Genomic DNA, 22,265 nt, shown 5'->3' with positions numbered 1-22,265 from the left:
AACAGGTGGGAGAGTAGGTCGGTGCCTAATTTTATACAGGCCCCTTCAGTGATAACTGGAGGGGCCTTTTTTATGTACACAGATTCCAGCTGCTATACAGCCAAAACTTAAAGATCTTCCCTATCCAAGATCTTACATTCTTTACTACCTTTGTAATTATGGCTATATATGTGTACGGCGCTACTGCGCAAGCGAAAATGACTATAGATTTGTTGGAGAAGTTAAAGGTAGATGTGGCTGCCTGTGTCGATAAGTCTCTGCTATTGGATACTGTACTTGGTTATCCAGTGCTATTAAATCATCAGCCAGACTTGAATTCGAGCTATATTTTAGCAATTCGTAATGCCGGCCTCCGCAAACGAACGTTTGACGACTTAGCAATATCTAATTATGCTACGTTAATTGATCCAGAAGCATCAATATCGGTGCATACCGAGATTGAAGAGGGGACGGTTATCTTTGCGAAAACGGTGGTTTCTCCAGATGTACAAATTGGAAGACAGGTACTAATTGATGCATGTTCGGTCATACACAGTAATACAATTATCGAAGATTTTGTGAATATCGGAGCCAACGTATCTATTGGATCTAATGTTCTGATAGGTGAGGGGGCCGAAATAGGAGCGAATGCAGTAATTGGAGATGAAGTTACCATTCCTCCATTTACTACAGTTCCTGCGCATAGCGTATTTTCTTAGACAAAGCGTAGAGTTGGAAATTAAAACACATGTGTGTAACTTGGCAAGGTTAATTTATCTGTTGAGAAAGGGAGTAAGTTTAAACTATGATTACGAAAGAGACTATAGATAAAGTTTTAGATACTGTTCGGATAGAAGAGGTCGTTGGTGATTTTGTGGAATTGAAGAAGCGGGGAACGTCTCTGATAGGCAACTGTCCTTTCCATAATGAAAAAACACCTTCGTTTCATGTATCGGTAGCTAAAGGTATCTATAAATGCTTCGGCTGTGGCGTAGGAGGGGATTCTCTGAAGTTCGTCATGGAATTGGAGAAGTATTCTTATCCGGAAGCAATTCGATATTTAGCCGATAAATACAATATAGGAATAGAGGAGGTACAGCGTTCGCCTGCGCAGTTAGCTGCACAGGATAAACGTGAAAGTCTTTACGTGCTTAGCAATTGGGCAGGTAAATTTTTCAAAGAGCAACTCCTCCAAACAAGCCTTGGACAGACTATAGGTCTTTCTTATTTTAAGGAAAGGGGCTATCGTGAAGATATCATTAAGAAATTTGATCTTGGATATTCGCCAGATCAATGGACAGCATTGTCTGATGCAGCTGTTAAGGATGGTTTTCATAAGGACTATTTGAAAGAAATAGGTCTTTCCATTGAGCGGGATGATGGAAGTATTTACGATCGGTTCCGAGGACGAGTTATTTTTCCGATACATAACTTAACTGGCAGAATCATCGGTTTTGGAGGAAGAACATTAAAAACGGAGAAATCTGTTCCCAAATATGTCAATTCTCCCGAAAGTGAAATATACCATAAATCTGATGTTTTATATGGCCTTAATTTCGCAAAGAAGGCCATCATGGATAAAGATACCTGCTACTTGGTTGAAGGGTATGCTGATGTAATCTCTATGCATCAAGCTGGTGTAGAGAATGTTGTCTCATCTTCAGGAACTTCGCTTACAACAGGACAAATACGTCTGATCTCTCGTTTTACAAAGAATGTCGTCATCTTGTATGATGGTGATGCTGCGGGGATAAAAGCTTCACTGCGTGGTACGGATATGTTACTTGAAGAGGGGTTAAATGTGAAAGTTTTGCTATTCCCTGATGGCAATGATCCCGACTCGTATGTGCAAAAATATGGTTCTTCTGCTTTTAAAGAATATGTTGCCGCGCACCAAGAAGACTTTATCTTCTATAAGACGAATATTTTATTAAAAGATACCGGAGGTGATCCGATAAAAAGAGCCGAGGTTATTCGCGATGTTGTACAAAGTATTGCGCTAATTCCCGACGAGATAAAGGTTTCTGTATTTATCCAGCAATGTTCAAATCTCTTAGATATGGAGGAGCGGGTGCTCCTCACCGAGTTGAACAAGATTAGATTACAAAAGGCTAAGACCCAAGAAAAGAAAGAAGTGGCTTCTTCCCGTCCTGCAACAATGGATTCGGGGCCTCCAGAAATGCCTCCTGCTGATTTCTTTTTAACCGACCAAGAACGTTCGGAAATTGGTTTGCCAGTAGCGGAACAGCCACAGGTAATTACCCCTGAGATTCTACAAGAGCGTGAGATCGTACGTATTCTTCTCAATTATGGAGCCGAATTAGCCACATGGGAGGGAGATGGGGATGTTCCGGTAGCTCCGCTATTGTTGAATGCGTTGGATGATATTAGTTTCGAAGATCGTCCGAGTGCCTTTATTGTTGATGTGTTCAAGAGAAAAGCGGAGGATTTCGAAATTCCAGAAGCTCGATTCTTTTTTTCTCATGAAGACAAAGAAGTGCAGGATCTTGCTATAAGTTGTGTATCGAGCCCGTACGAGCTGAGCCCCAATTGGAATGATGATAAACGGAAGATCTATGTGAGTGAAGAACGTGAACACTTGAAGGAATTGACGATTCAGGCAGTTTATCGTATTAAAAAACGAAAAGTAGAAAGAGAAATGTTTAAGATCCGTGAAGAGCTTAAATTGGGCGCTTCAGCGGAGGACATGGAGATTCTCTTATCAAAATATCAAAAACTGAAAGAGGCTGCAAAGCTGCTCGGTGGATTTTTAGGTAATATCGTTGTCAAGTAAAATGGCGAAACATCTTGAAGATGGCAAAAAAGGCGAGCAGCTGGCCTTGGATTTTTTAAAGAGACAAGGTTATGATATTATTACAATCAACTGGCGATTTAAGCATTTGGAGGTTGATATTATTGCAAAAGAAGATGGTATATTAGTATTCGTAGAAGTAAAAGCTAGACGATCCGTGCTTTATGGTGAGCCGGATTCTTTTGTAGATTGGAAAAAGCAACGATTTCTACTTAGTGCGGCACAGGCTTATCTAAGCTTTAGTGGCTACGAAGGGGAAATAAGGTTCGATATTGTTTCGGTTTATTTAGGAAAGGATTTCCGTATTGAGTTAATTAAAGATGCGTTTTGGAGTAATTAAATATAGAATGAGAATTAAAAGTATAATTAGCCTGCTCGGATTAGGCGCTTTGCTTGTCGTAGGATGTAAATCACAACAAGGAAAATTTGAGTTTTTAACTCCTAAATCTGGAGAGACGATTGTATTGGGTCAAAAAGTCGCATTGCGTATGCAATTTCCTGATACCACGATTGATTCGGTTGTTTATGCAGTTGACGGTGAAGTAATCGGGCGTCAGAGGGATACGGCAGCGGTAATTTTAGATACGGAAGCGATTGGTTTAGGAACAAGAAATTTGGTAGCAAAGGCCTATAAAGGAGAGAAAGAAGAAGTTGCTTATAGTAATGTAACCATTGTGCCTGAATCGCCTCGTCAGTATACGTTTGAAAAGTTAAACGATTATCCTCACGACACAAAAGCGTTTACACAGGGACTAGCTTTCGAAAATGGCGTATTGTATGAATCTACAGGCGCAGGAAATCAGTTGATTTCTTCCTTAAGAAAAGTGGAATTGGAAACAGGTAAAGTTCTTCAAAAGAAAGAGTTTACGGGCAAAAGTGCCAACGGTCAAGAATATTTTGGTGAAGGCATGACTATTCTTGGAGATAAAATCGTGATGTTAACATGGCTAAATAATGAAGGCTTTGTTTTCAATAAATCTACTTTTCAGCAATTGGCTTCTTTTGATTTTCAAGATAGTAAAGAGGGATGGGGGATCTGTTACGATGGAAGCCGCCTGATCAAATCTGACGGATCGAACAAGCTTTACTTCTTAGATCCTACGACCTACAAGGAGGTCGGATCGGTCGCTGTTTATGGAAGCGAGGGATCACAGGATGCGTTAAACGAACTGGAATTTATTGACGGGAGAGTATATGCGAATGTTTATGGAAAGGATATTATCGTCATTATAAATCCGCAAACCGGGGCTATCGAAGGACAAATAAATTTACTTGGCCTACATACGAATCCATCTCAACCGGATAAGGAGCTCAACGGCATTGCTTATGATAAAGATACTAAGCGATTATTCGTTACGGGGAAACAATGGGATAAACTTTATGCGATTCACGTCGTGGAAAGATAAAAAAGAGCCCTAAAGGCTCTTTTTTATCTTAAGGTAAGAATGTTCCTTTTTCAACCGAAAACTGTATGTTTTCATTCAGAATCGCGGTTTCTTTTGTTTGTTGTTCTTCCAATCGATCGGGAAAAAGAATGCCATACAGATGGTCCACTTCGTGCTGAAAAATAACCGCTGTGAAGCCTTCTACAATCTCCTCCAAAGGTTTTCCAGATTTCTGGTCGATATACTGTATTTTAATCGCGTAACTCCGTATAACATCTTCTTTCTGATTCGGAATAGATAGACATCCCTCAGCTCCTTTACGTAAAAGCTTCGAACGCCAAATTATTTTAGGATTGATATAAAATTCGAAGGGTTGCTGCACTTTGTCGAAACGCTGTACCCATATCAAATTTTTGTTAATGCCAACTTGAGGCGCAGCAATACCTACTCCGGGATGCTCTGGATCTCGTACGGTGGCAAACATTTTTTTAGATAGCGTTGCTATTAAAGGGTCGTCGTATTGTATGTCATCCGATTGTGTTCTTAAAATTACCGAATCTTTTGTTTCAGTTGTTTGTAATACATACATCTTTTCAGTTGGATCGCCAGCGTTGATAAGCGATTTTTCCTTCTCTGTGAAACTCTTATTCATAGTCGTATCCTGTTCTCTCTGATTTTTTGGTCCGGTATATTTTTTTTCGCCTGCCGTAATAGCGATATCCAAATAATTTTCTTTAGGTGGCTGAGGACATCTATAGCCTGAACTGTACGCACAATACGGATTGTAAGCCTTATTAAAATCTATGTGGAGAATTCCATTCTGGATGTCCTGTCTTTTGACATCGATGTAACGCCCACTTTCGTAAGTACTTTCGCCTGTCGTAAGATCTAATATAGGTAAAAATAGGTAAGATGACTGTACATTTGTTTGAAATAGGCTCACATTTTCATACAGCGGCAGGATGAAATCCTGTCCTTTGAGACTGAAATGCAAAAGTGCGAACCGCTTAAATTCTTTACTCGTTCCATCTGACGTGGGCATGCGAAAACTAGGTTCCTGAAATAAATATTCTACTTTGGCATCCACTTTAAAAGCCTCGTCTGCATCGTAGTAATTTAGAAAAGATAAGTTATGTTCTGCGATAGGACCTTTTGCCTTCTGATTTAGAGAAGCTAACTGTTGTTGCCTGAAATCGTTGATTTGTTGCTGATAAGTCTGTGCTTTGCCCGTACATATAAACCCTATAAGAAAAGTTAGAATAAAGACCTGTTTCATGATGTTGTTTATTTAATCTATCAAAGGTATAGATTTTTTATTTGCAATTGAACCCTCGATGCTGGATTGGGAATCGTACTTTTGCATAAAAACGAAGATGTTATGCGGATAATGGCTTTTGATTATGGAACTAAGCGTATAGGTATAGCTATTACAGATCCTATGCAAATTATTGCAACAGGACTTTCTACAGTACATCCGAAAGATATTTGGACTTTTTTAGCTGATTACCTCACAAAAGAAGAAGTGGAGACTTTTGTGGTAGGCAAACCTCTTCAAATGGATGGTTCGGCCTCTGAATCTTTTCAGCATATCAAAGGATTTGTTCGGAAATTGAAAAAAACGTATCCGTTGATCCCCATCGTGGAAGTAGACGAACGCTTTACTTCAAAAATGGCTTCTCAAGTTATTGCACAAAGTGAATTAAAAAAAAGTAAAAGGCAGGAAAAAGGGTTGGTAGATACGGTTTCGGCAACAATTATTCTTCAAACGTATATGGATACTAAAATTTAGGAGATGGCTTTAAAGGATATATTATTTTTTAGTGAGGATGTGGAGTTTATCGTTAAAGAAAAACAGAAACTTCGCGAGTGGATTGCAGGGACGATAAAATTGGAAGGTTTTAAACGTATTGGTGAACTTAATTTTATTTTTTGTTCGGATGCTTACCTTTTGGAAATAAATAAACAGTACCTCAATCACGATACTTACACCGATATTGTAACTTTTGATTCCTCTGAAGAGGAAGACGTTATTGCTGGGGATATATTTATCTCGGTGGAGCGTACTGCCGAGAATGCTAGTAAATTTTCAGTTTCTACACGTGATGAGCTACATCGTGTGATCATACATGGGGTACTTCACTTGTGCGGCTATCATGACAAGAAGAAAGAGGATAAAGAGCTCATGACACAAAAAGAGAACGAGCACTTACAAAAGCGTAGCTTTTAGCTGTTGCTCTTTTTCGCTCAGATTTTGCTGGAGAGCTTTCTTTCTAAAGATAAAAGTGCAGCATATTGTTACAAGAAAGAGTGCATATGAATTCATCTGTAGAATATCTTTGTAGATAGTAGTTAAGAAATCTATGGCTCATCTTTATTTATCACTTGTTACCTTTCTTTTGGTATTTGTACCTCTTTTTACGGAGGCGCAGCATTTGCAGGGCTGGGGAATTTATTTTGGAAACACCGCTTTTCGGAATAGTAAATTGTCTATTCATCACGAGCTTCAACTTCGCGATTATCAGATCGTTGGTGACCATCAACAGACCTTAATGAGATTAGGTCTGCAATATCAGGCTTCTTCGGCTGTTAGCCTCACGTTAGGATATGGCTATATTTATACCGAGGCGGAAGGTACGCCTAACCTTCCTTTTTCGGAGAACAGAATCTATCAAGAAGCATCTATCAGACAGAATTGGAATATCGTTCGAATCAGGCATCGTTTTCGAACGGAAGAAAGGTTTTTGAAAGATACGTTTAGAGGAAGGGGAAGATATTGCCTTTTTATCGATGTTCCAATCAATGGTAACCAAATGAATAAAGGATCGCTGTATACCGCTTTCTACAATGAGGTTTTCTTGAATGTATTTGCGGAAAACACAACGACTTTTGATCGGAATCGTTTATACGGCGGCTTTGGGTATAAATTGTATGATAATCTGGGGTTGCAACTAGGGTATATGCGTCAACATGTCGGTACTACAAAAGGAACCAACCACGCACTACTATCGTTGCATCATCAAATTAAGCTATAAATAAAAAAAGAGGCCTAAGCCTCTTTTTTTATTATGCTAAAATCGCTCAAATTGGGAGAAGTAGAAGTTTCCTTCAATTTCTGCATTTTCGTCAGAATCTGAACCGTGGACAGCATTTGCCTCGATAGATTCCGCGTATTTATTCCGAATAGTTCCTTCTTCTGCTTTTTTAGGGTCTGTAGCACCAATCAATGTACGAAAATCTTCAACAGCATTTTCTTTTTCCAAGATCGCTGCGACGATAGGACCAGAAGTCATGAATTTTACCAAGTCTGCATAAAAAGGTCTTTCTTTATGTACCGCGTAAAAATTACCTGCTGCTTCCGTAGTCAAGTGGATATATTTCATCGCCACAATTTTGAAACCGCCAGCAATAATGTCATTTAAGATCGCACCGATATGACCATTTGCTACAGCATCGGGCTTAATCATGGTAAAAGTTCTGTTTGTTGCCATTTTACTTTGTTTTTTTGCAAAGTTAATAAAATCATCGAGCTTCAGAGGAACTACAAGGGGGAAAACCTTTAGGAGATGAGAATAATTCTTGTGCGGAATTTCGTGATAAACTTACTTCTAATACGTAACTTTGTTCTATGGCTAAAAATCTTCAAGTTACCATTGATAAGGATTCGGGCTTTTGCTTCGGCGTAGTGTATGCGATTGATATGGCGGAAGAAATCTTGGAAGAAGATGGATATCTGTATTGTCTAGGTGATATTGTACACAACGACGAAGAGGTAGCGCGTTTAAAGGCAAAGGGACTCCGGATCATTGGACACAATGATTTAACAGACTTGAGGAATGAAAAAGTGCTTATCCGTGCGCACGGAGAAGCACCAGAAACCTATAGAACCGCACTGGAGAATAATATTACCCTGATTGATGCCTCATGTCCCGTTGTATTGAAACTGCAGAATCGGATAAAAACATCACACGATGACCAAGAGAAAATTCTCATCTTCGGAAAACACGGACATGCTGAAGTGATTGGCTTGCAAGGACAGACAAATAATGAAGCACTTGTTTTTCAGGATCTTGAAGAGTTAGATCACGTAGAGTTGCCATCGTCATTTACATTGTATAGTCAAACGACAAAAAGTGTGGATAAATTCTATGCGATTAAAGAAGAGCTTCTTAAAAGAGGGTATACGGTGAAGGCAAATGATACAATCTGTCGCCAAGTGTCCAATCGCTATGAAGACTTAGGTGATTTTGCAAGGCAATATGATAAAATTGTTTTTGTGTCAGGTAAAAAATCGTCTAATGGAAAAGTGCTATACGATGTTTGTAAGCAAGCTAATAGCAATAGTTACTTCATCTCAGACCCTGATGAGTTGGATTCCTCTTTATTTGAAGAGAACCAAACTGTAGGGATATGCGGTGCTACATCGACACCAATGTGGTTGATGAAGGATGTAAAACAGGCTTTAGAACAGTTATAAGCTTTGGTCATGTTATTCTCATTTTATAAGGCCTCACCGATCTTCCTATAAATTATAAGTATTTTTGTATTAATGAGTAAGAGTGCGACGAAGGGGGTTCTTCTAGTGCAACTAGGCACGCCCGATGCCCCGACTACGCCCGATGTGCGTAAATATTTGACAGAGTTTCTCATGGATCCTAGAGTGATCGATATCCCTTATCTAGGACGAACGTTATTAGTAAAAGGAGTTATTGTTCCTAAGCGTGCTCCTCAATCTGCGGCAACATACCGTACAATCTGGGATAAGGAAACAGGTTCCCCATTAATGTATTATAGTGTGTTGCAAAGGGATTTGCTACAAGAGGAACTTGGTGCAGAATATCACGTTGAATTGGCCATGCGCTATCAAAATCCATCCATAGCCTCGGCGCTGAAAAAGATGGAAGGTATGATGCTCGACTCCATCCGTGTTATTCCTCTTTTTCCACAATATGCATCCGCAACAAGTGGTTCAGTGATCGACAAGGTTATGGAAGTTATGCGTTCTTGGCAATATTTTCCACAGCTTTCTTTCGTGAGTAACTACTGTGACGATGAAGAGATGTGCGAAACATTTGCAAGACATGGCCGGAAATTTGATCTAGACTACTATGATCATATTTTATTTAGTTACCACGGTTTGCCTGTAAGGCAGCTTGGTAAGGTGGATCCAACTGGTCAATTAAGTTGTCCTGATGCAGGTTGTGATCGTTGTAAAGTAGAAAAAAATAACTTCTGCTATTTGTCACAATGTTATGCGACGTCTCGTGCCATAGCGGCTAAGTTGGGCATATCAGAAGAACAGTACACGGTGTGTTTTCAATCAAGACTAGGGAAAACACCTTGGATTCAGCCCTATACTTCGGATACACTCCATGATCTTGCTGCGAAAGGTGTAAAGAAACTTCTGGTTTTTAGTCCGGCCTTTGTGTCCGATTGTATAGAGACGTTGGATGAAATCCAAGTTGAATATGCGAATGAGTTCAAAGAGCTCGGTGGCGAAGAAGTTGCAATGGTTGAAAGTTTGAATGATGATCCGCAGTGGATTGGCGTATTGAAAAAATTAGCGCTAGGTTAATAAAGAATGAATTATGTTGATATTTAACGCGATATTACTTCTCGTATTTGATTTTTATATCTTTTTTGCTCTTCGGGCTACGAAAATAAAAATTGTACAGAAGAAGTGGTTTCCTTTGGCTTGGTGGGGCTATTCCATCGGCTTACTTATTGGACTATATATTTCAGCAAAGTTCAATATTCCGCTATCCTATAGGTCTATTATATTGGTGGCCTTTTTTATGACGGCGGTCAGTAAATTTATCTTTATCATTATCTTATTGATCGATGATATCAGAAGAGGGGGGATTTGGATATCGAGGTTATTTCAACCTAAAAAGGGGGCTAGTCTTTCAAAGCGTATAGATGAATTAGCAGAGCCTTTACCAGAGTCGGCTAAAGACGGTATCACGCGCTCGGAATTTTTAACGAAGTCGGGTATTCTTGTCGCTTCATTACCCATTTTTCCATTATCCTGGGGAATTATTTCGGGAGGATACGATTATCAGATTCGTCGACAAAAACTGTATTTACCAAATTTACCATCTTCCTTTCATGGGATGCGTATTGCACAGATATCAGACGTACACTCCGGTTCATTTTACAATAAAAAAGCCGTATTAGGAGGAGTAGAGATGTTGCTGAATGAAAAACCAGACACGATATTTTTTACCGGGGATTTGGTGAATAATGTGGCGTCTGAAATGCGGGATTACCAAGATATCTTTTCCAAAATAAAGGCGGATTTAGGGGTGTTTTCTGTACTAGGAAATCACGACTATGGCGATTATTATTATGGAAAAGAGGATTCGCCTGCGAAGCGGAAAAATTTAAATGATCTTATAAAAACGCATGCGGTCATGGGCTGGGATCTTCTGATGGATGAACATCGGGCATTGAAAGTCAATAATGAAGAAATAGCAGTAGTCGGTGTACAAAATTGGGGAACAGGTCGTTTTCCAAAAAAAGGGGATTTAAATAAGGCCTTGAAAGATACGCAGGAACTTCCGGTTAAACTATTGCTCTCCCACGATCCTTCGCATTGGAGGGCACAGGTGCTGAATACGGATGTGGATGTCATGTTTGCTGGACATACGCATGGTATGCAGTTTGGGGTAAGGGGAGAACATTTTCAATGGAGTCCAGCAAAATATATTTATAAGGAATGGGCTGGCATGTACGAGGAAGAAAACCAAAAGTTGTACGTCAACGTTGGTTATGGTTTTCTGGGATATCCAGGGCGTGTGGGAATATTGCCAGAGATCACGATCTTTGAATTGATAAAGGGAACAGATCCTGTTCGCTCTTAATAAGATATTACATTTTCATTAAGCCTATGTTTTTCATAGGCTTTTTTTTGATTTTAAAATTAAAAAGATGATATTTACAAAAATCTAGCCATGCTTAATTTTTCAGAACAACCACACAAACGTAAGAATCTCTTAACAGGAGAGTATATTTTAGTATCTCCGCACCGTAGTAAACGACCTTGGCAAGGACAAGTGGAAGACTTGGCGCCAGATAATAGGCCTCAGTATGATCCGAAATGCTACCTTTGTCCAGGAAACGCCCGTGCGGATGGCACACTAAACCCCGATTACAAAGATAGTTTTGTATTCGTGAATGATTTTTCAGCTTTATTGGAAGACACCCAGCTGGATCAGTTTGCCGAGGAAAATCTATTGATTGCCGAAGCGGAAAGAGGAATATGTAAGGTGATATCATTTTCGCCAAGACACGATTTGACATTGCCCGAAATGAGTCCGCAGGAGATTAAGGCTGTTGTAGACCTTTGGCAAAAAGAATTTCAGGAACTGTCGCAGCATGAATGGATAAAATACATCCAAATATTCGAGAATAAAGGAAGTATCATGGGCTGTAGCAATCCGCATCCACATGGACAAATTTGGGCTCAAAGTTCATTACCCGTGGAAATCCAAAAGGAAAGTACAGAGCAAGCGGCTTACTTTAGCAAGCATGGGCGAACGATTCTTCAAGACTACCTGGCTTTAGAGCTAAAAAAAGATGAACGTATCATTGTTGATAATACCCATTTTGTAGCACTTGTTCCTTTTTGGGCAGCATGGCCTTACGAAACAATGATCATCAGCAAACGTCCTGTATCCTCTATTTTAGAGTTTACCGAAGAGGAAAAAGTCGATTTAGCTAAAACGCTGCAGGAATTGACAATTCGTTATGATAATATTTTTAAAACCTCCTTCCCTTACTCTGCTGGTATGCACCAAGCTCCGGTAAATTCAGGTGATCAGTCCGCTTGGCATTGGCATATGCATTTTTATCCGCCGCTTTTACGTTCAGCAACAGTAAAAAAATTCATGGTCGGTTATGAGATGCTCGCTAATCCACAACGTGATATTACACCGGAGCAGGCCGCAGATACGTTGAAACAACAAGCCACAGTACATTACAAAGCAAATAGAAATGATAGCTAAAGCGCAAATAGAAGATAGATATAAGACCGTTTTTGAAAGTCAGCCCACGCATATTGTGCGTTCGCCAGGAAGAATTAACGTAATCGGTGAACACACCGACTATAATGAAGGATTTGTTCTTCCTACAGCAATTGATAAGGCTATATATGTAGGTGTTGGAAAGCGCGAAGATGATTTAATACGTCTTTATGCTGAAGATTTTAAAGCTTATTTTGAGATTTCTCTAAACGATATCCGACCTGTTGATGAAGGTTGGCCAAATTACATCCTTGGGGTTGTGAATCAGCTGAAAGAACGTCAAGCACATATAGGTGGGTTCAACATGTATATCGACGGTGATGTGCCGTTAGGGGCAGGACTATCTTCGTCTGCCGCATTGGAATGTGCCGCAGGTTATGCCTTGAATACGTTATTTGACCTTCAGATAGAACGTGTAGAGATTGCAAAAATCGGCCAATTAGCGGAACATACTTATGCTGGTGTAAAATGTGGTATAATGGACCAATTTGCATCGGTAATGAGTAAGGCAGGACATGTTGTTAAATTGGATTGTCGCGACCTTTCTTTTTCCTATAAACCTTTGGAATTGGGAGATTATGCTATTCTTTTACTCAATACCAACGTGAAGCATTCGTTGGCTTCGTCAGCATACAATGATCGACGGGAGGCATGCGAGTCAGGGGTAGCATTGGTGCGAAAAGAATATCCTGAGGTCAATAGTTTACGCGATGTGTCCGTTGCTATGCTAGATGCACTAGTGAAGCCTGTTAATGAGGATATGTATACAAAATGTCGCTTTGTTGTTGAGGAAAACCAACGGTTGAATGCCGCTTGTGATGCTTTAGAAAGTGGTGATTTGGAAGAATTGGGAAGACAAATGTTCCGTGCACACGATGGCCTTAGCAAAGAATATGAAGTCAGCTGTAAAGAATTGGATTTCTTGGTGGATTATGTGAAATCATTTCCTGAAGTTTTGGGCGCGAGAATGATGGGTGGCGGCTTTGGAGGTTGTACCATTAACTTGGTGAAAAAATCATTTCAAGACTTGCTTATCGAGCGTTTGGCTCCTATTTATAAAGAGAAATTTGATTTGGAGTTGACTGCCATTAAGGTTGTCCCTTCAAACGGAACAGAATTACTATAGTCGCTCTTGTTTACGAACGAAAAAAGGACATCTTCCAACGGGAAAGATGTCCTTTTTTCGTTTATATACGATTGTCATTTAGAGGCTATAGTGCCGAAGGTATCCCTTCTTCGAGAGAAGTTAGACGAACTTTTTCAAAAGCCTGTTTAAAGTCAGCAATCAGGTCATCGACATGCTCTATTCCTACTGATACTCTTAAAAGTCCTTTCGTTATTCCGGAGGTCTGTTTCTGACTATCGCTGTGGTGAGCCCCCCACATACTTGCCGGGTGTACAACGAGAGATTCAACTCCTCCTAAACTGGCCGCATTGATAAATACCCGAAGGTTACTCAAAATAGACTGTGCTCGTTTGTAGGCCTCTTCTTCATCTACTCCTGCAATCTCTAAGCATAGCATTCCTGTTGTTCCCTTCATTTGTTTCTGCGCTAGCTCATATTGTGGGTGAGAAGGAAGCCCGACGTAGGCTACGTTTTTTACAAGATCATGCTGGTCTAACCATAAGGCTAAAGTAGCTGCATTTTCATTAATTTGTCTTACGCGTAAAGCCAAAGTCTTCAACCCACGTAATAATAACCAAGAGTCGAAAGGGCTTAACGCTGCCCCCAAAACCAAAGAGCGTTGCCAAACTTTCTCTATATAATCCTTATCCCCGCAAACGACACCAGCGGTGAGATCGCTGTGTCCGCCAAGGTATTTTGTAGCACTGTGAATAATGATATCGATCCCGAACTCCCTTGGTGTTTGATTGATCGGCGAAGCGAAGGTATTATCCGCCATGGTAAGAATGTTGTGCTTTTTTCCCAAAGCACCTACAAAAGCCAGATCAGTGATATCAAGGTTGGGGTTCGATGGTGTTTCTACATATATTAATTTGGTATTTGGTCGGATTGCCTCAGTGAACGCGTTATTGTCTGTTTGGTCTATTTGCGTGACCTCTATGCCATATTCTGAAAGAAAATTTTTAAAAAATAGTGTTGTTCCCGAATAATGGGCATGCTGTGCAATAATATGATCTCCAGCTTTTACAACGGCCAGAATTGCTGTACTGATTGCCGCCATACCTGTTGAAAGGACCAACGCATCATCGGTTCTCTCTAAATTGGCGATAACTTTGGCTACCTGGCTGCTTGTGGGGTTTCCGTGGCGATGATAAAATTCGGGGTATTTTGGAGCAGTGGCAGCATGTATGTATGTTGATAAATCCGCATCTGCTAAATAAGTAGATGTTTGATATATAGGAGATACGACTGCCTTGCTGGTATTGAATTCCTGGCCCTCGTGAATTAAAGATGTTTCTAGCTTCGCCATATGAAGGATTATTTGTTGGCAAAGCTACAAAAAAATAAAAATACTACTGCTTTAGTAGTATTTTTATTTATGCCATTTCATTTAATAGGTGAAGTGCATAATCAATGTTTGATACATTGCTCAGTGCAAGACGAAGCTGCCCCTTGACCTCTTTCAAGTTTGAAATTGTCGCATGTCCTTGAACAAAAGCAAGTACCTTTCCAAATTGATCCGATTCGAAATAACTTGATTTAGGATTGCTTACGAAATATCCCTTTAGGGTGTTCTTTTTGAATGAAATCTTTTCAAAACCGATCTGTTTTCCAAACCATTGCAGGCGCAGCGTATTAAACAGTTCAAATACTGCTTTTGGTATAGGACCGAATCGGTCCTCCAATTGCTTCTGAAAAAGTTGGAGCTGCTCTTCGTTTTCAAGTTTAGCAATCTCGTTATAGAGATTATACCGTTCGCCGATATTGGTAACGTACTCATCTGGAATCATGACCTCCAGATCGGTATCAATTTGTGTGAAATTTACGTATTTTCGATTGCGGTCATCAGCGAATAATTCGCCGAATTCGTCGTCTTTTAATTCCTGTACAGCCTCGTCGAGTATCTTGTTGTACATTTCAAAGCCGATCTCCGCAATAAAACCAGATTGTTCTGCCCCGAGCAAATTACCTGAACCTCGGATATCGAGATCCCGCATCGCGACATTAAAGCCAGAACCCAATTCAGAAAACTCTTCTAATGCCGATAGACGTTTATATGCTTCACTGGTTAAAGTCGACAACGGTGGACTGAGTAAATAACAAAAAGCTTTTTTATTCGACCTACCGACACGTCCCCGCATTTGGTGCAAGTCGCTCAAACCAAACATATGTGCATGGTTAATGATGATGGTATTCGCATTTGGAATATCAAGCCCTGCCTCTATAATGGTTGTTGCGACCAAAACGTCAAACTCGTGGTTGATAAATTTAAGCATCACATCCTCAAGATCATCACCTTCAAGTTGTCCATGTGCTATCCCTACCCGTGCGCCAGGGACTAATTTTTGAATCATAGCGCCGAGTTGTTTTAAGTCGGCTACACGGTTGTGAATGAAGAATACCTGTCCGTTTCGATCGAGTTCGAAAGCTACAGCCTCCTGAATAAGGGTTTCGTTGAAAACATGAAGCTCCGTTTGTACAGGCTGACGATTAGGGGGAGGAGTTGAGATAATAGACAAATCACGAGCACCCATCAGTGAAAAGTGCAAAGTGCGGGGAATCGGTGTAGCGGTAAGTGTTAATGAGTCTACATTCGCACGCATGACTTTAAGTTTCTCTTTTACAGAAACACCAAATTTTTGTTCTTCGTCAATAATCATAAGCCCGAGGTCTTTGAACTTGACGTCTTTGCTCACCAAGCGGTGTGTTCCGATTATGATGTCAACTTCTCCTGCCTCTAACTTTTTTAGCGTCTCTTTAATTTGCTTAGACGATTTGAACCTGTTGATGTAATCAATATTTGCAGGAAACCCCTTTAATCGTTCGCTGAATGTGCGAGCATGTTGTAATGCTAAAATCGTTGTAGGCACTAAGACGGCTACTTGTTTGCTATCCGCTACCGCTTTAAATGCAGCGCGTATAGCTACCTCGGTTTTTCCAAAGCCTACATCTCCACAGACCAAACGATCCATAGGATGTGGTGACTCCATATCTTTCTTTACATCGTTTGTTGCTTTTTCTTGATCGGGAGTGTCTTCATATAAAAATGACGCTTCCAGTTCATTTTGCAAGTAAGTGTCAGGGCTAAACGCATTTCCGGTTTGCGCTTTGCGCTTTGCATAAAGCTTAATAAGGTCGCGGGCAATGTCTTTAACTTTTTTCTTGGTTGTCTTTTTTAGTTTCTCCCAAGTGTCTGTGCCCAATTTATTCATTTTGGGCAGTGTTCCCTCTTTTCCGGAATATTTAGATATGCGGTTTAACGAATTGATATTTACATACAGCAGATCGTTATCCGCATAGATCAACCGGATCATCTCTTGTGTTTTGCCATTCACTTCTACTTTCTCAAGACCCGCATATTTCCCTACACCATGGTCAATGTGTGTGATGAAGTCGCCAGGCTTTAGATCGCGTAACTCATTTAAGGTTATCGCTTGAGAGCGTTCATATCCTTTTTTACGTTTGTATTTATAATACCGATCAAAGATTTGATGGTCTGTGTAGCAGGCAAGCTTGAGTGTATCATCACGAAATCCCTCTCGAAGCGCACGATGAACAGGAATAAACTGTATTGATTTGTCAATATCCTCCAGGATACTAAATATGCGCTCAATTTGTTTTGTTGAATCCGAGAAAATGAGATTTTTAACTCCCTGCTTTTCATTCTCTCTAAAATTGTGGATGAGTAAATTGAAGTCCTTGTTAAAAGAAGGCTGTGGATGTATATCAAATGAGATGGTATAATCCGCCTTGTAAAAAAACTGTTTACCATACTCTATGTGCGGGAAGTCAAACAACATCTCACTGAAACTCCGATCAGTCGTAAACGTAACCCGTGGATCCACCCATTCTGTGTTGATTTTGATGTCTTTCTCCGGTAAAGCTTTCCAAAATTCAGAAGCTTTTTTATAACCATCCTTTAAGACATCCAATGTAAATTGTACATCTTTCTGCCAAAACACGGTATCCTTGTCTACATATTCTAATAAAGAGATATGATTATTGCTTAAGAACTTTGCTTGTACATTAGGAACTATCGTGACGGTGTGGATCTTATTGACAGATAGTTGTGATTCGATGTCGAATGTCCTGATGCTCTCAATTTCGTCACCGAAAAATTCAATACGATAAGGAAGATCATTAGAAAAAGAAAAAATATCCACAATACCACCGCGAATAGCAAATTGTCCTGGTTCATAAACAAAGTCTACGCGTTCAAAATCGTACTCGTACAAAAACTCGTTGATAAAGTCAATACTAAGTTTACTATGTTGCGTAATGGGGAGCGTATTTTTATCTAAATCCTCGCGATTAATGACTTTTTCAGCAATAGCTTCTGGATAAGTAACGACAATCTTAGGTAACTCCGAGGTATGATTGAGCGCGCTTAGTGTTTCCGCTCGTTGGAGTACATGTGCTGCGTCCGTTTGGGTAAACTCGAAGGCCTTTCGGAAAGAAGCAGGAAAGAATAGGATCTGTTTGTCCAAAATACTTTCCAGATCGCTGAGAAAATACGAAGCATCTTCATGCGTAGGCAAAATAAAAACATAAGGTCTTTCTTGGAGTTTATAGGTCGCTGCTGCAAACATCGCATCGGAAGCTCCTATTAAGCCCTTAAGCTGTACTTTCGGATTTTTTGATTGAATAGCCTTTACAAATGATGTCGCCTCTGCGCTCTGCGCATATTTTTCTAGAACTTCTTGTATACCCACGTGTTGCCTAATCTTTTTGCGAATTTAAGAAAATTTCTTTTGTCTATTTTGCGTAGCATGTGTAAAGAGGTAAATGAATGAAGCAAAAAAAGGGAAGAAGACAATAAATAAAATCCAACATATCGCTTTGTTTCGCTTTTCAGTTTTCAAAACTAATTTACTTGCATACAGCAATACCGCCAAATAGAGCGTGGTGATAGGTACAATAATCAGCCAAGTGGAAAGTGAAATAAATAGTAATGTCATAAAAACGTGCTCGGCTTTATACTGAGTTTTTGATTTCCGATATACGATTCAAAGTAGGGAGACTAGGTTTATTTTGCAACCCGTAGCATCCTGTGGCGCGATGTCACAAGTCCAAGTCCTATAACAAACCAGGGGCAATACTGCTGTACTGCCCCTGGTTCGTGATTGCGAAAGGATGATCGCTATTATTGAAGCGTAATCTTCGCAAAATTAGCTACATATCCCTCTGCAACACCAAATAGTTTAGTAGCTGTCGTTCCGTTTAATTCATAAAACCCACTAAAACTAGCACTTGGTGCACTGATACGCAATAGAATTTTATCATCTAAAGCAAAAGCAGCATATGCACCTCCCGAGTTTGTCGATAGAGGAACGCCTTCAATCGCGGTATATTTTTTGTCACTTACATCTACAGAATAAAATTTCCATATTTCACCAGCATTGATGTTTCCTCCTTGTGCGGGTGTTCCATTGATAAGGGGAACATCGTTGATCGTTACGATTAATTTTTGGTCTTTCGCAAATACAGCTGTAAATTTGCCTTCATCCGTACTTTTAAATTCACTGAATTTTAATTCCCAGCTATCAATACTTGTTTCATCCGCTTTGATTCGAACAATTTTAGAGTTCTTACCTAATGCACCATTTGTTCCCTGACAAATAATATATAAATCTCCGTTTGAATCGAAGGAATACATCTCATTATCGTTTATGTAGCCAATAGACCCCGTGTTCTCTATAGTCAATGTTTTTTCGTAAGCTCCTGTGGTTAGATCAATAACCGCTAGGTAAACGTTTGGAAAAAAGTCATTGAACATTCCACTTGCACTTCCTGTCCCTTTACTGTAAACGATATCCGCATACAATTTTCCTTTCTTTATCGCAAGGAAATGCTGCCCTAAGCCCTGAAAGCCTATACCAGCATCACTCTTTTTCAATTTCGTTTCGAAATCATAATCGAGTTTGCCGGTTCGTTGTACTGTAGTAGGGTTGAATGTCTGGATATTCCAAGGATCATCAGCGTCCCAGTAATAACCTTTTGTCTCACTTTCAATGGCAAAATTGCCAGATCCATTGATGGTGTTATTCGTCTTTATGGATCTCGTATCATAGCTGATTTTTCCATCAGCAGCGACATTTAATTTATAAATTCCCCGCTCGAATGAAGCGTTGAACATCTTAAATACCTGACCATTGTACGTACGCCAGCCTTCATTTGCTTGTCCACTTACGGAACTACTTTGTGTGACGTTTGATACTGTTCCCGTTGGAACAGCCTCATAAGAAGCCATAAATCCGGGTTTCAATTGTGCGATTTCACTTATGGTTTGTAGGATGTACCTGCTTTCTGTTGTGCTCGGCGGCGTGGTTTCATCATCGTTAGATTTAGAACACGATACAAAACCTATTAACAATGCAGATAGTGCGGCAATGATAGATTTGTTTTTCATTTTTTATAAGACATTTGATAAGTTACTTTGAGATGAAAACTACGTCCGGCACGTTGGACGCGAAAGTAGTCGTACACGCGGCTATCCATCAGATTCTTTACTTCTACACCAACGGTATATTTGTTTTCGAGAAAGCGGTAGTTGGCGCCAGCACTTAACAAGTGCTGATTCGGAATCGTGACATCGGATTGAACAGATGCTTTTCCCCATAACCCTAGGAAGCCTTGAGGTTCCGATTCTTTTGCAATGGTTTCTAAATAAAATTCGCGAACGAAATTGTAATTGAGATAGACGTCAAGATAATTTCCAATTTTGCGTGTTTTAAATCGATTATTTAAACCAATATTGTAAAAGAAGTATGGCATATTTTGCAATCTTGCACCGTTTTGCCATAATTGTTGGCTCTCTGTGTATCCAAATAAGCGGAAACTTTGTATTGTCGCATTTCCGGTAGCTCGTAGCGAAGGAATTGGATAATAATGCATGTCAAACTCCAATCCATAACCTCGGACGTTTTTAAAGTTCTTGTATTGTGCGTAAGGAGAAATCTCAGAAACTAGCGCAATCAGATCTTTTGTTTTTCTATAGAAAGCATTGATCTCATAATGAAAATTTGTATGGATGGCTTGATGATATCCTAAATTAAAATTGAGACTTCGTTCTGGTTCTAAGGAGAAGTTGGGTACAATCCAAACAGCATCACCAAATACTTCGTCACTTTCAGGAAGGCGATACGCGTACTCGGTAGAAAATCTTAGAAAGTTGGTGGCTGTAAAGGCATATTTGAGCGCGCCTCCAGCTCCGAAATAATTTTTTGATAAGGAGACTTCTTCATCTAAATTTATCGGTCTATTCGCCCAGGCTTCGATTCCTTTGGAATTGAAATTGTACCACTTTCCCATCAATGAAAAATCCCATGTGTTTTTGATCTTTCCCGACCATTCCATCCCCAATACCTGTTTCGCATAATCTGAAGTAACGGAAAGCACATCGATATCGGTATCAGTGAAGCGCGGGCCGAGAGGGTTCGATCCTGATCGTTGGCTGCCGGTATACACATAGTTGAGGGAAATCTTTTGAAAATCATCTAGCACCCAGCCCAGATTTGTACGCGATGTAAATTGACGAAGCGCTATATCGGACAAGGCAGGAGCAGAACTTTCTCCCACTCTTCCCGAAATTGGGGTGAAATTTCCGTACCAATCAAAGGAACCCGCCGCGGTATCTACCCGCTCTTGGTGAAGCGTGTTTAGCACCATAAAATGGTCTACAGACAGACGGTCATCAAAAAAGTTGGCTTTGTATCTGACTGAGGGCACAAATGAGTGTTGTTTGCTTAAAATCTTTCCGTAAGACTCCGTCATTAAGGCAGGATGCTGCTGTTCGCGCTCGGTATTAAAATAAGCTAAACTCAGGTGCAGATCCTTTGCCCATAGCTTATCCGCTATTCCTAAGATGCCCTCCACATAAGTGCCGCTGTAACCATTGTGATACATCGTAACCTGCTGTTCCGTTGAGTTCTTTGTTTCTGGATCTGGAACCATCACGTAGGCTTTATAGTCATTTTTAGTAGCGTTGTGAAAAGCTTCCAGTGACGTATACCATCCGTTTTTTAGGTTGTTTTGCATGTTTAGCGAAAGTCGATGCGTACTGAAAGAAGCAATTTCATAACTTGCATTCAGGGAATTTTCCGCTGTCCGACGAGGAACGATATTGACGGCTCCGCCTAAGGCATCTGCACCAAGGTATATAGGAAGGACCCCTTTGTATACTTCCACGCGTTCCAAAGAGTTGATGGGAATATTGTGGATTCCATAACCATTACCCAAATAAGTCATCGGTATGCCATTTCTGAAATAACGGATGGCGCGGCCTTGGAATCCATTCATGGAGAGATCGGCGGGACTGCCGAGTCCACCGATCTGCCGTACACGCAACCCGGGGGTCCGATTCATCAATTCGGTCAGCGTTGCTGGCTGTTCTGCCACAGCCCTGGTGTCCACAATCGTTGTACGTATGGCTTGTTCCTTTAATCGCTGTGTTTCTGTTCTGCCTGTGACCTCTACTTGCTCGATCACATGATCTTCTTCTAGTAATTGAATCGTGAGACTCTGATCTTGACCCGTTACGGTAATACTATCCTGATACTCCTTATAACCAATGGCTGTAATGCGTAGTTGATGCACACCTATTCGGGTATCGGGAAAGAAAAATGAACCTTTCGTGTCGGAAGACGTGGTTTGGCCAGCGAATACAATCGTTGCATCTGCTAGCGGATGATTGTGTTTATTGTAAACATGTCCTTGCACTCTTCCTCCGTTTTGCCCATAAGCAAATGAACAAATAAACAAAAGCATGAAAGACAGCAAGCTGTGGGAGTATACACATTTTATTAAATATCTCATCTCAAAACATAATCAGATCGGGCACAAATATAAGTTAATTTAGATTTAATTTAAATAATTCTTGCATTTTGTTTAGAATCTATCTAAATTAGTAGCGCATTGCAACAGGCTTGAGCCCCGCTTTCGAG

General features: G+C 40.2%; 18 protein-coding genes. 12 read left to right on the top strand and 6 right to left on the bottom strand.

Translation table 11 applies throughout. From position 1 onward, the window contains the following. The first annotated feature begins 158 nt into the window (after positions 1–158). The 4 genes from ACSZOX_RS16205 (at position 159) to ACSZOX_RS16190 (ending at position 4,197) form a co-directional block, all read left to right on the top strand. Positions 159–698 (top strand): hypothetical protein, encoded by a 540-nt coding sequence (locus tag ACSZOX_RS16205; protein WP_437921147.1) that lies wholly within the window; start codon positions 159–161, stop codon positions 696–698. An 86-nt stretch (positions 699–784) separates the two neighbouring features. After that, positions 785–2,773, top strand: a complete 1,989-nt coding sequence (gene dnaG / locus ACSZOX_RS16200; protein WP_437921145.1) for a DNA primase — start codon at positions 785–787, stop codon at positions 2,771–2,773. A gap of 1 nt (position 2,774) precedes the next feature. Next, positions 2,775–3,131, top strand: a complete 357-nt coding sequence (locus ACSZOX_RS16195; protein ID WP_437921143.1) for a YraN family protein — start codon at positions 2,775–2,777, stop codon at positions 3,129–3,131. A gap of 7 nt (positions 3,132–3,138) precedes the next feature. Beyond that, on the top strand, positions 3,139–4,197 hold the full coding sequence (locus tag ACSZOX_RS16190; protein ID WP_437921141.1) for a glutaminyl-peptide cyclotransferase: 1,059 nt from the start codon (positions 3,139–3,141) through the stop codon (positions 4,195–4,197). Positions 4,198–4,225: 28 nt separating this feature from the next. Here ACSZOX_RS16190 and def read toward each other — a convergent pair whose 3' ends face one another. Further along, the gene (gene def, locus ACSZOX_RS16185) at positions 4,226–5,452 is read right to left on the bottom strand and encodes a peptide deformylase (RefSeq protein WP_437921139.1); all 1,227 of its coding nucleotides are present in this window, start codon (positions 5,450–5,452) and stop codon (positions 4,226–4,228) included. A gap of 102 nt (positions 5,453–5,554) precedes the next feature. Here def and ruvX point away from each other — a divergent pair, with 102 nt between their 5' ends. The 3 genes from ruvX (at position 5,555) to ACSZOX_RS16170 (ending at position 7,208) form a co-directional block, all read left to right on the top strand. Continuing rightward, positions 5,555–5,965 (top strand): Holliday junction resolvase RuvX, encoded by a 411-nt coding sequence (gene ruvX / locus ACSZOX_RS16180; RefSeq protein WP_437921137.1) that lies wholly within the window; start codon positions 5,555–5,557, stop codon positions 5,963–5,965. 3 nt (positions 5,966–5,968) lie between these two features. Beyond that, positions 5,969–6,403: an rRNA maturation RNase YbeY gene (ybeY, locus tag ACSZOX_RS16175; protein ID WP_437921135.1), complete on the top strand. Its 435-nt coding sequence runs from the start codon at positions 5,969–5,971 to the stop codon at positions 6,401–6,403. A gap of 133 nt (positions 6,404–6,536) precedes the next feature. Further along, a complete protein-coding gene (locus ACSZOX_RS16170; protein WP_437921133.1) occupies positions 6,537–7,208 on the top strand; it encodes a DUF2490 domain-containing protein in 672 nt (223 codons plus the stop codon). A 36-nt stretch (positions 7,209–7,244) separates the two neighbouring features. Here ACSZOX_RS16170 and ACSZOX_RS16165 read toward each other — a convergent pair whose 3' ends face one another. Then, positions 7,245–7,664, bottom strand: coding sequence for a nucleoside-diphosphate kinase (locus ACSZOX_RS16165; protein ID WP_437921131.1), 420 nt, complete (start codon positions 7,662–7,664; stop codon positions 7,245–7,247). Between the two features lie 137 nt (positions 7,665–7,801). Here ACSZOX_RS16165 and ACSZOX_RS16160 point away from each other — a divergent pair, with 137 nt between their 5' ends. From ACSZOX_RS16160 to galK, 5 genes are all read left to right on the top strand, one after another. Beyond that, entirely contained in the window at positions 7,802–8,650 is an 849-nt protein-coding gene (locus ACSZOX_RS16160) for a 4-hydroxy-3-methylbut-2-enyl diphosphate reductase (protein ID WP_437921129.1), read from the top strand. Positions 8,651–8,722: 72 nt separating this feature from the next. Next, positions 8,723–9,748: a ferrochelatase gene (hemH, locus tag ACSZOX_RS16155; protein ID WP_437921127.1), complete on the top strand. Its 1,026-nt coding sequence runs from the start codon at positions 8,723–8,725 to the stop codon at positions 9,746–9,748. Positions 9,749–9,761: 13 nt separating this feature from the next. Then, a complete protein-coding gene (locus tag ACSZOX_RS16150) occupies positions 9,762–11,036 on the top strand; it encodes a metallophosphoesterase (RefSeq protein ID WP_437921125.1) in 1,275 nt (424 codons plus the stop codon). A gap of 90 nt (positions 11,037–11,126) precedes the next feature. Beyond that, positions 11,127–12,179 carry a UDP-glucose--hexose-1-phosphate uridylyltransferase gene (locus ACSZOX_RS16145; protein WP_437921123.1) on the top strand — a complete coding sequence of 351 codons (1,053 nt, stop codon included), beginning with the start codon at positions 11,127–11,129 and terminating at the stop codon, positions 12,177–12,179. Continuing rightward, positions 12,169–13,323: a galactokinase gene (gene galK, locus ACSZOX_RS16140; protein ID WP_437921121.1), complete on the top strand. Its 1,155-nt coding sequence runs from the start codon at positions 12,169–12,171 to the stop codon at positions 13,321–13,323. The genes ACSZOX_RS16145 and galK overlap by 11 nt, the downstream gene beginning before the upstream one ends. Before the next feature lie 85 nt (positions 13,324–13,408). On the opposite strand, the gene ACSZOX_RS16135 is transcribed toward galK, so the two are convergent. The 4 genes from ACSZOX_RS16135 to ACSZOX_RS16120 form a co-directional block, all read right to left on the bottom strand. After that, on the bottom strand, positions 13,409–14,632 hold the full coding sequence (locus ACSZOX_RS16135) for a trans-sulfuration enzyme family protein (protein ID WP_437921119.1): 1,224 nt from the start codon (positions 14,630–14,632) through the stop codon (positions 13,409–13,411). A 67-nt stretch (positions 14,633–14,699) separates the two neighbouring features. After that, positions 14,700–18,035: a transcription-repair coupling factor gene (gene mfd, locus ACSZOX_RS16130; RefSeq protein ID WP_437921117.1), complete on the bottom strand. Its 3,336-nt coding sequence runs from the start codon at positions 18,033–18,035 to the stop codon at positions 14,700–14,702. A gap of 431 nt (positions 18,036–18,466) precedes the next feature. Next, the gene (locus ACSZOX_RS16125) at positions 18,467–19,732 is read right to left on the bottom strand and encodes a hypothetical protein (RefSeq protein ID WP_437921114.1); all 1,266 of its coding nucleotides are present in this window, start codon (positions 19,730–19,732) and stop codon (positions 18,467–18,469) included. Further along, entirely contained in the window at positions 19,729–22,137 is a 2,409-nt protein-coding gene (locus ACSZOX_RS16120; RefSeq protein ID WP_437921112.1) for a TonB-dependent receptor, read from the bottom strand. Before ACSZOX_RS16120 ends, ACSZOX_RS16125 begins: the two co-directional genes overlap by 4 nt. Positions 22,138–22,265 lie beyond the last annotated feature (128 nt).

The sequence above is a fragment of the Sphingobacterium sp. LRF_L2 genome, from assembly GCF_965644235.1.
Classification (GTDB): Bacteria; Bacteroidota; Bacteroidia; order Sphingobacteriales; family Sphingobacteriaceae; genus Sphingobacterium.
Note: the sequence above shows the minus strand (reverse complement) of the source record. Positions and strands in the feature narration are given on the sequence as shown.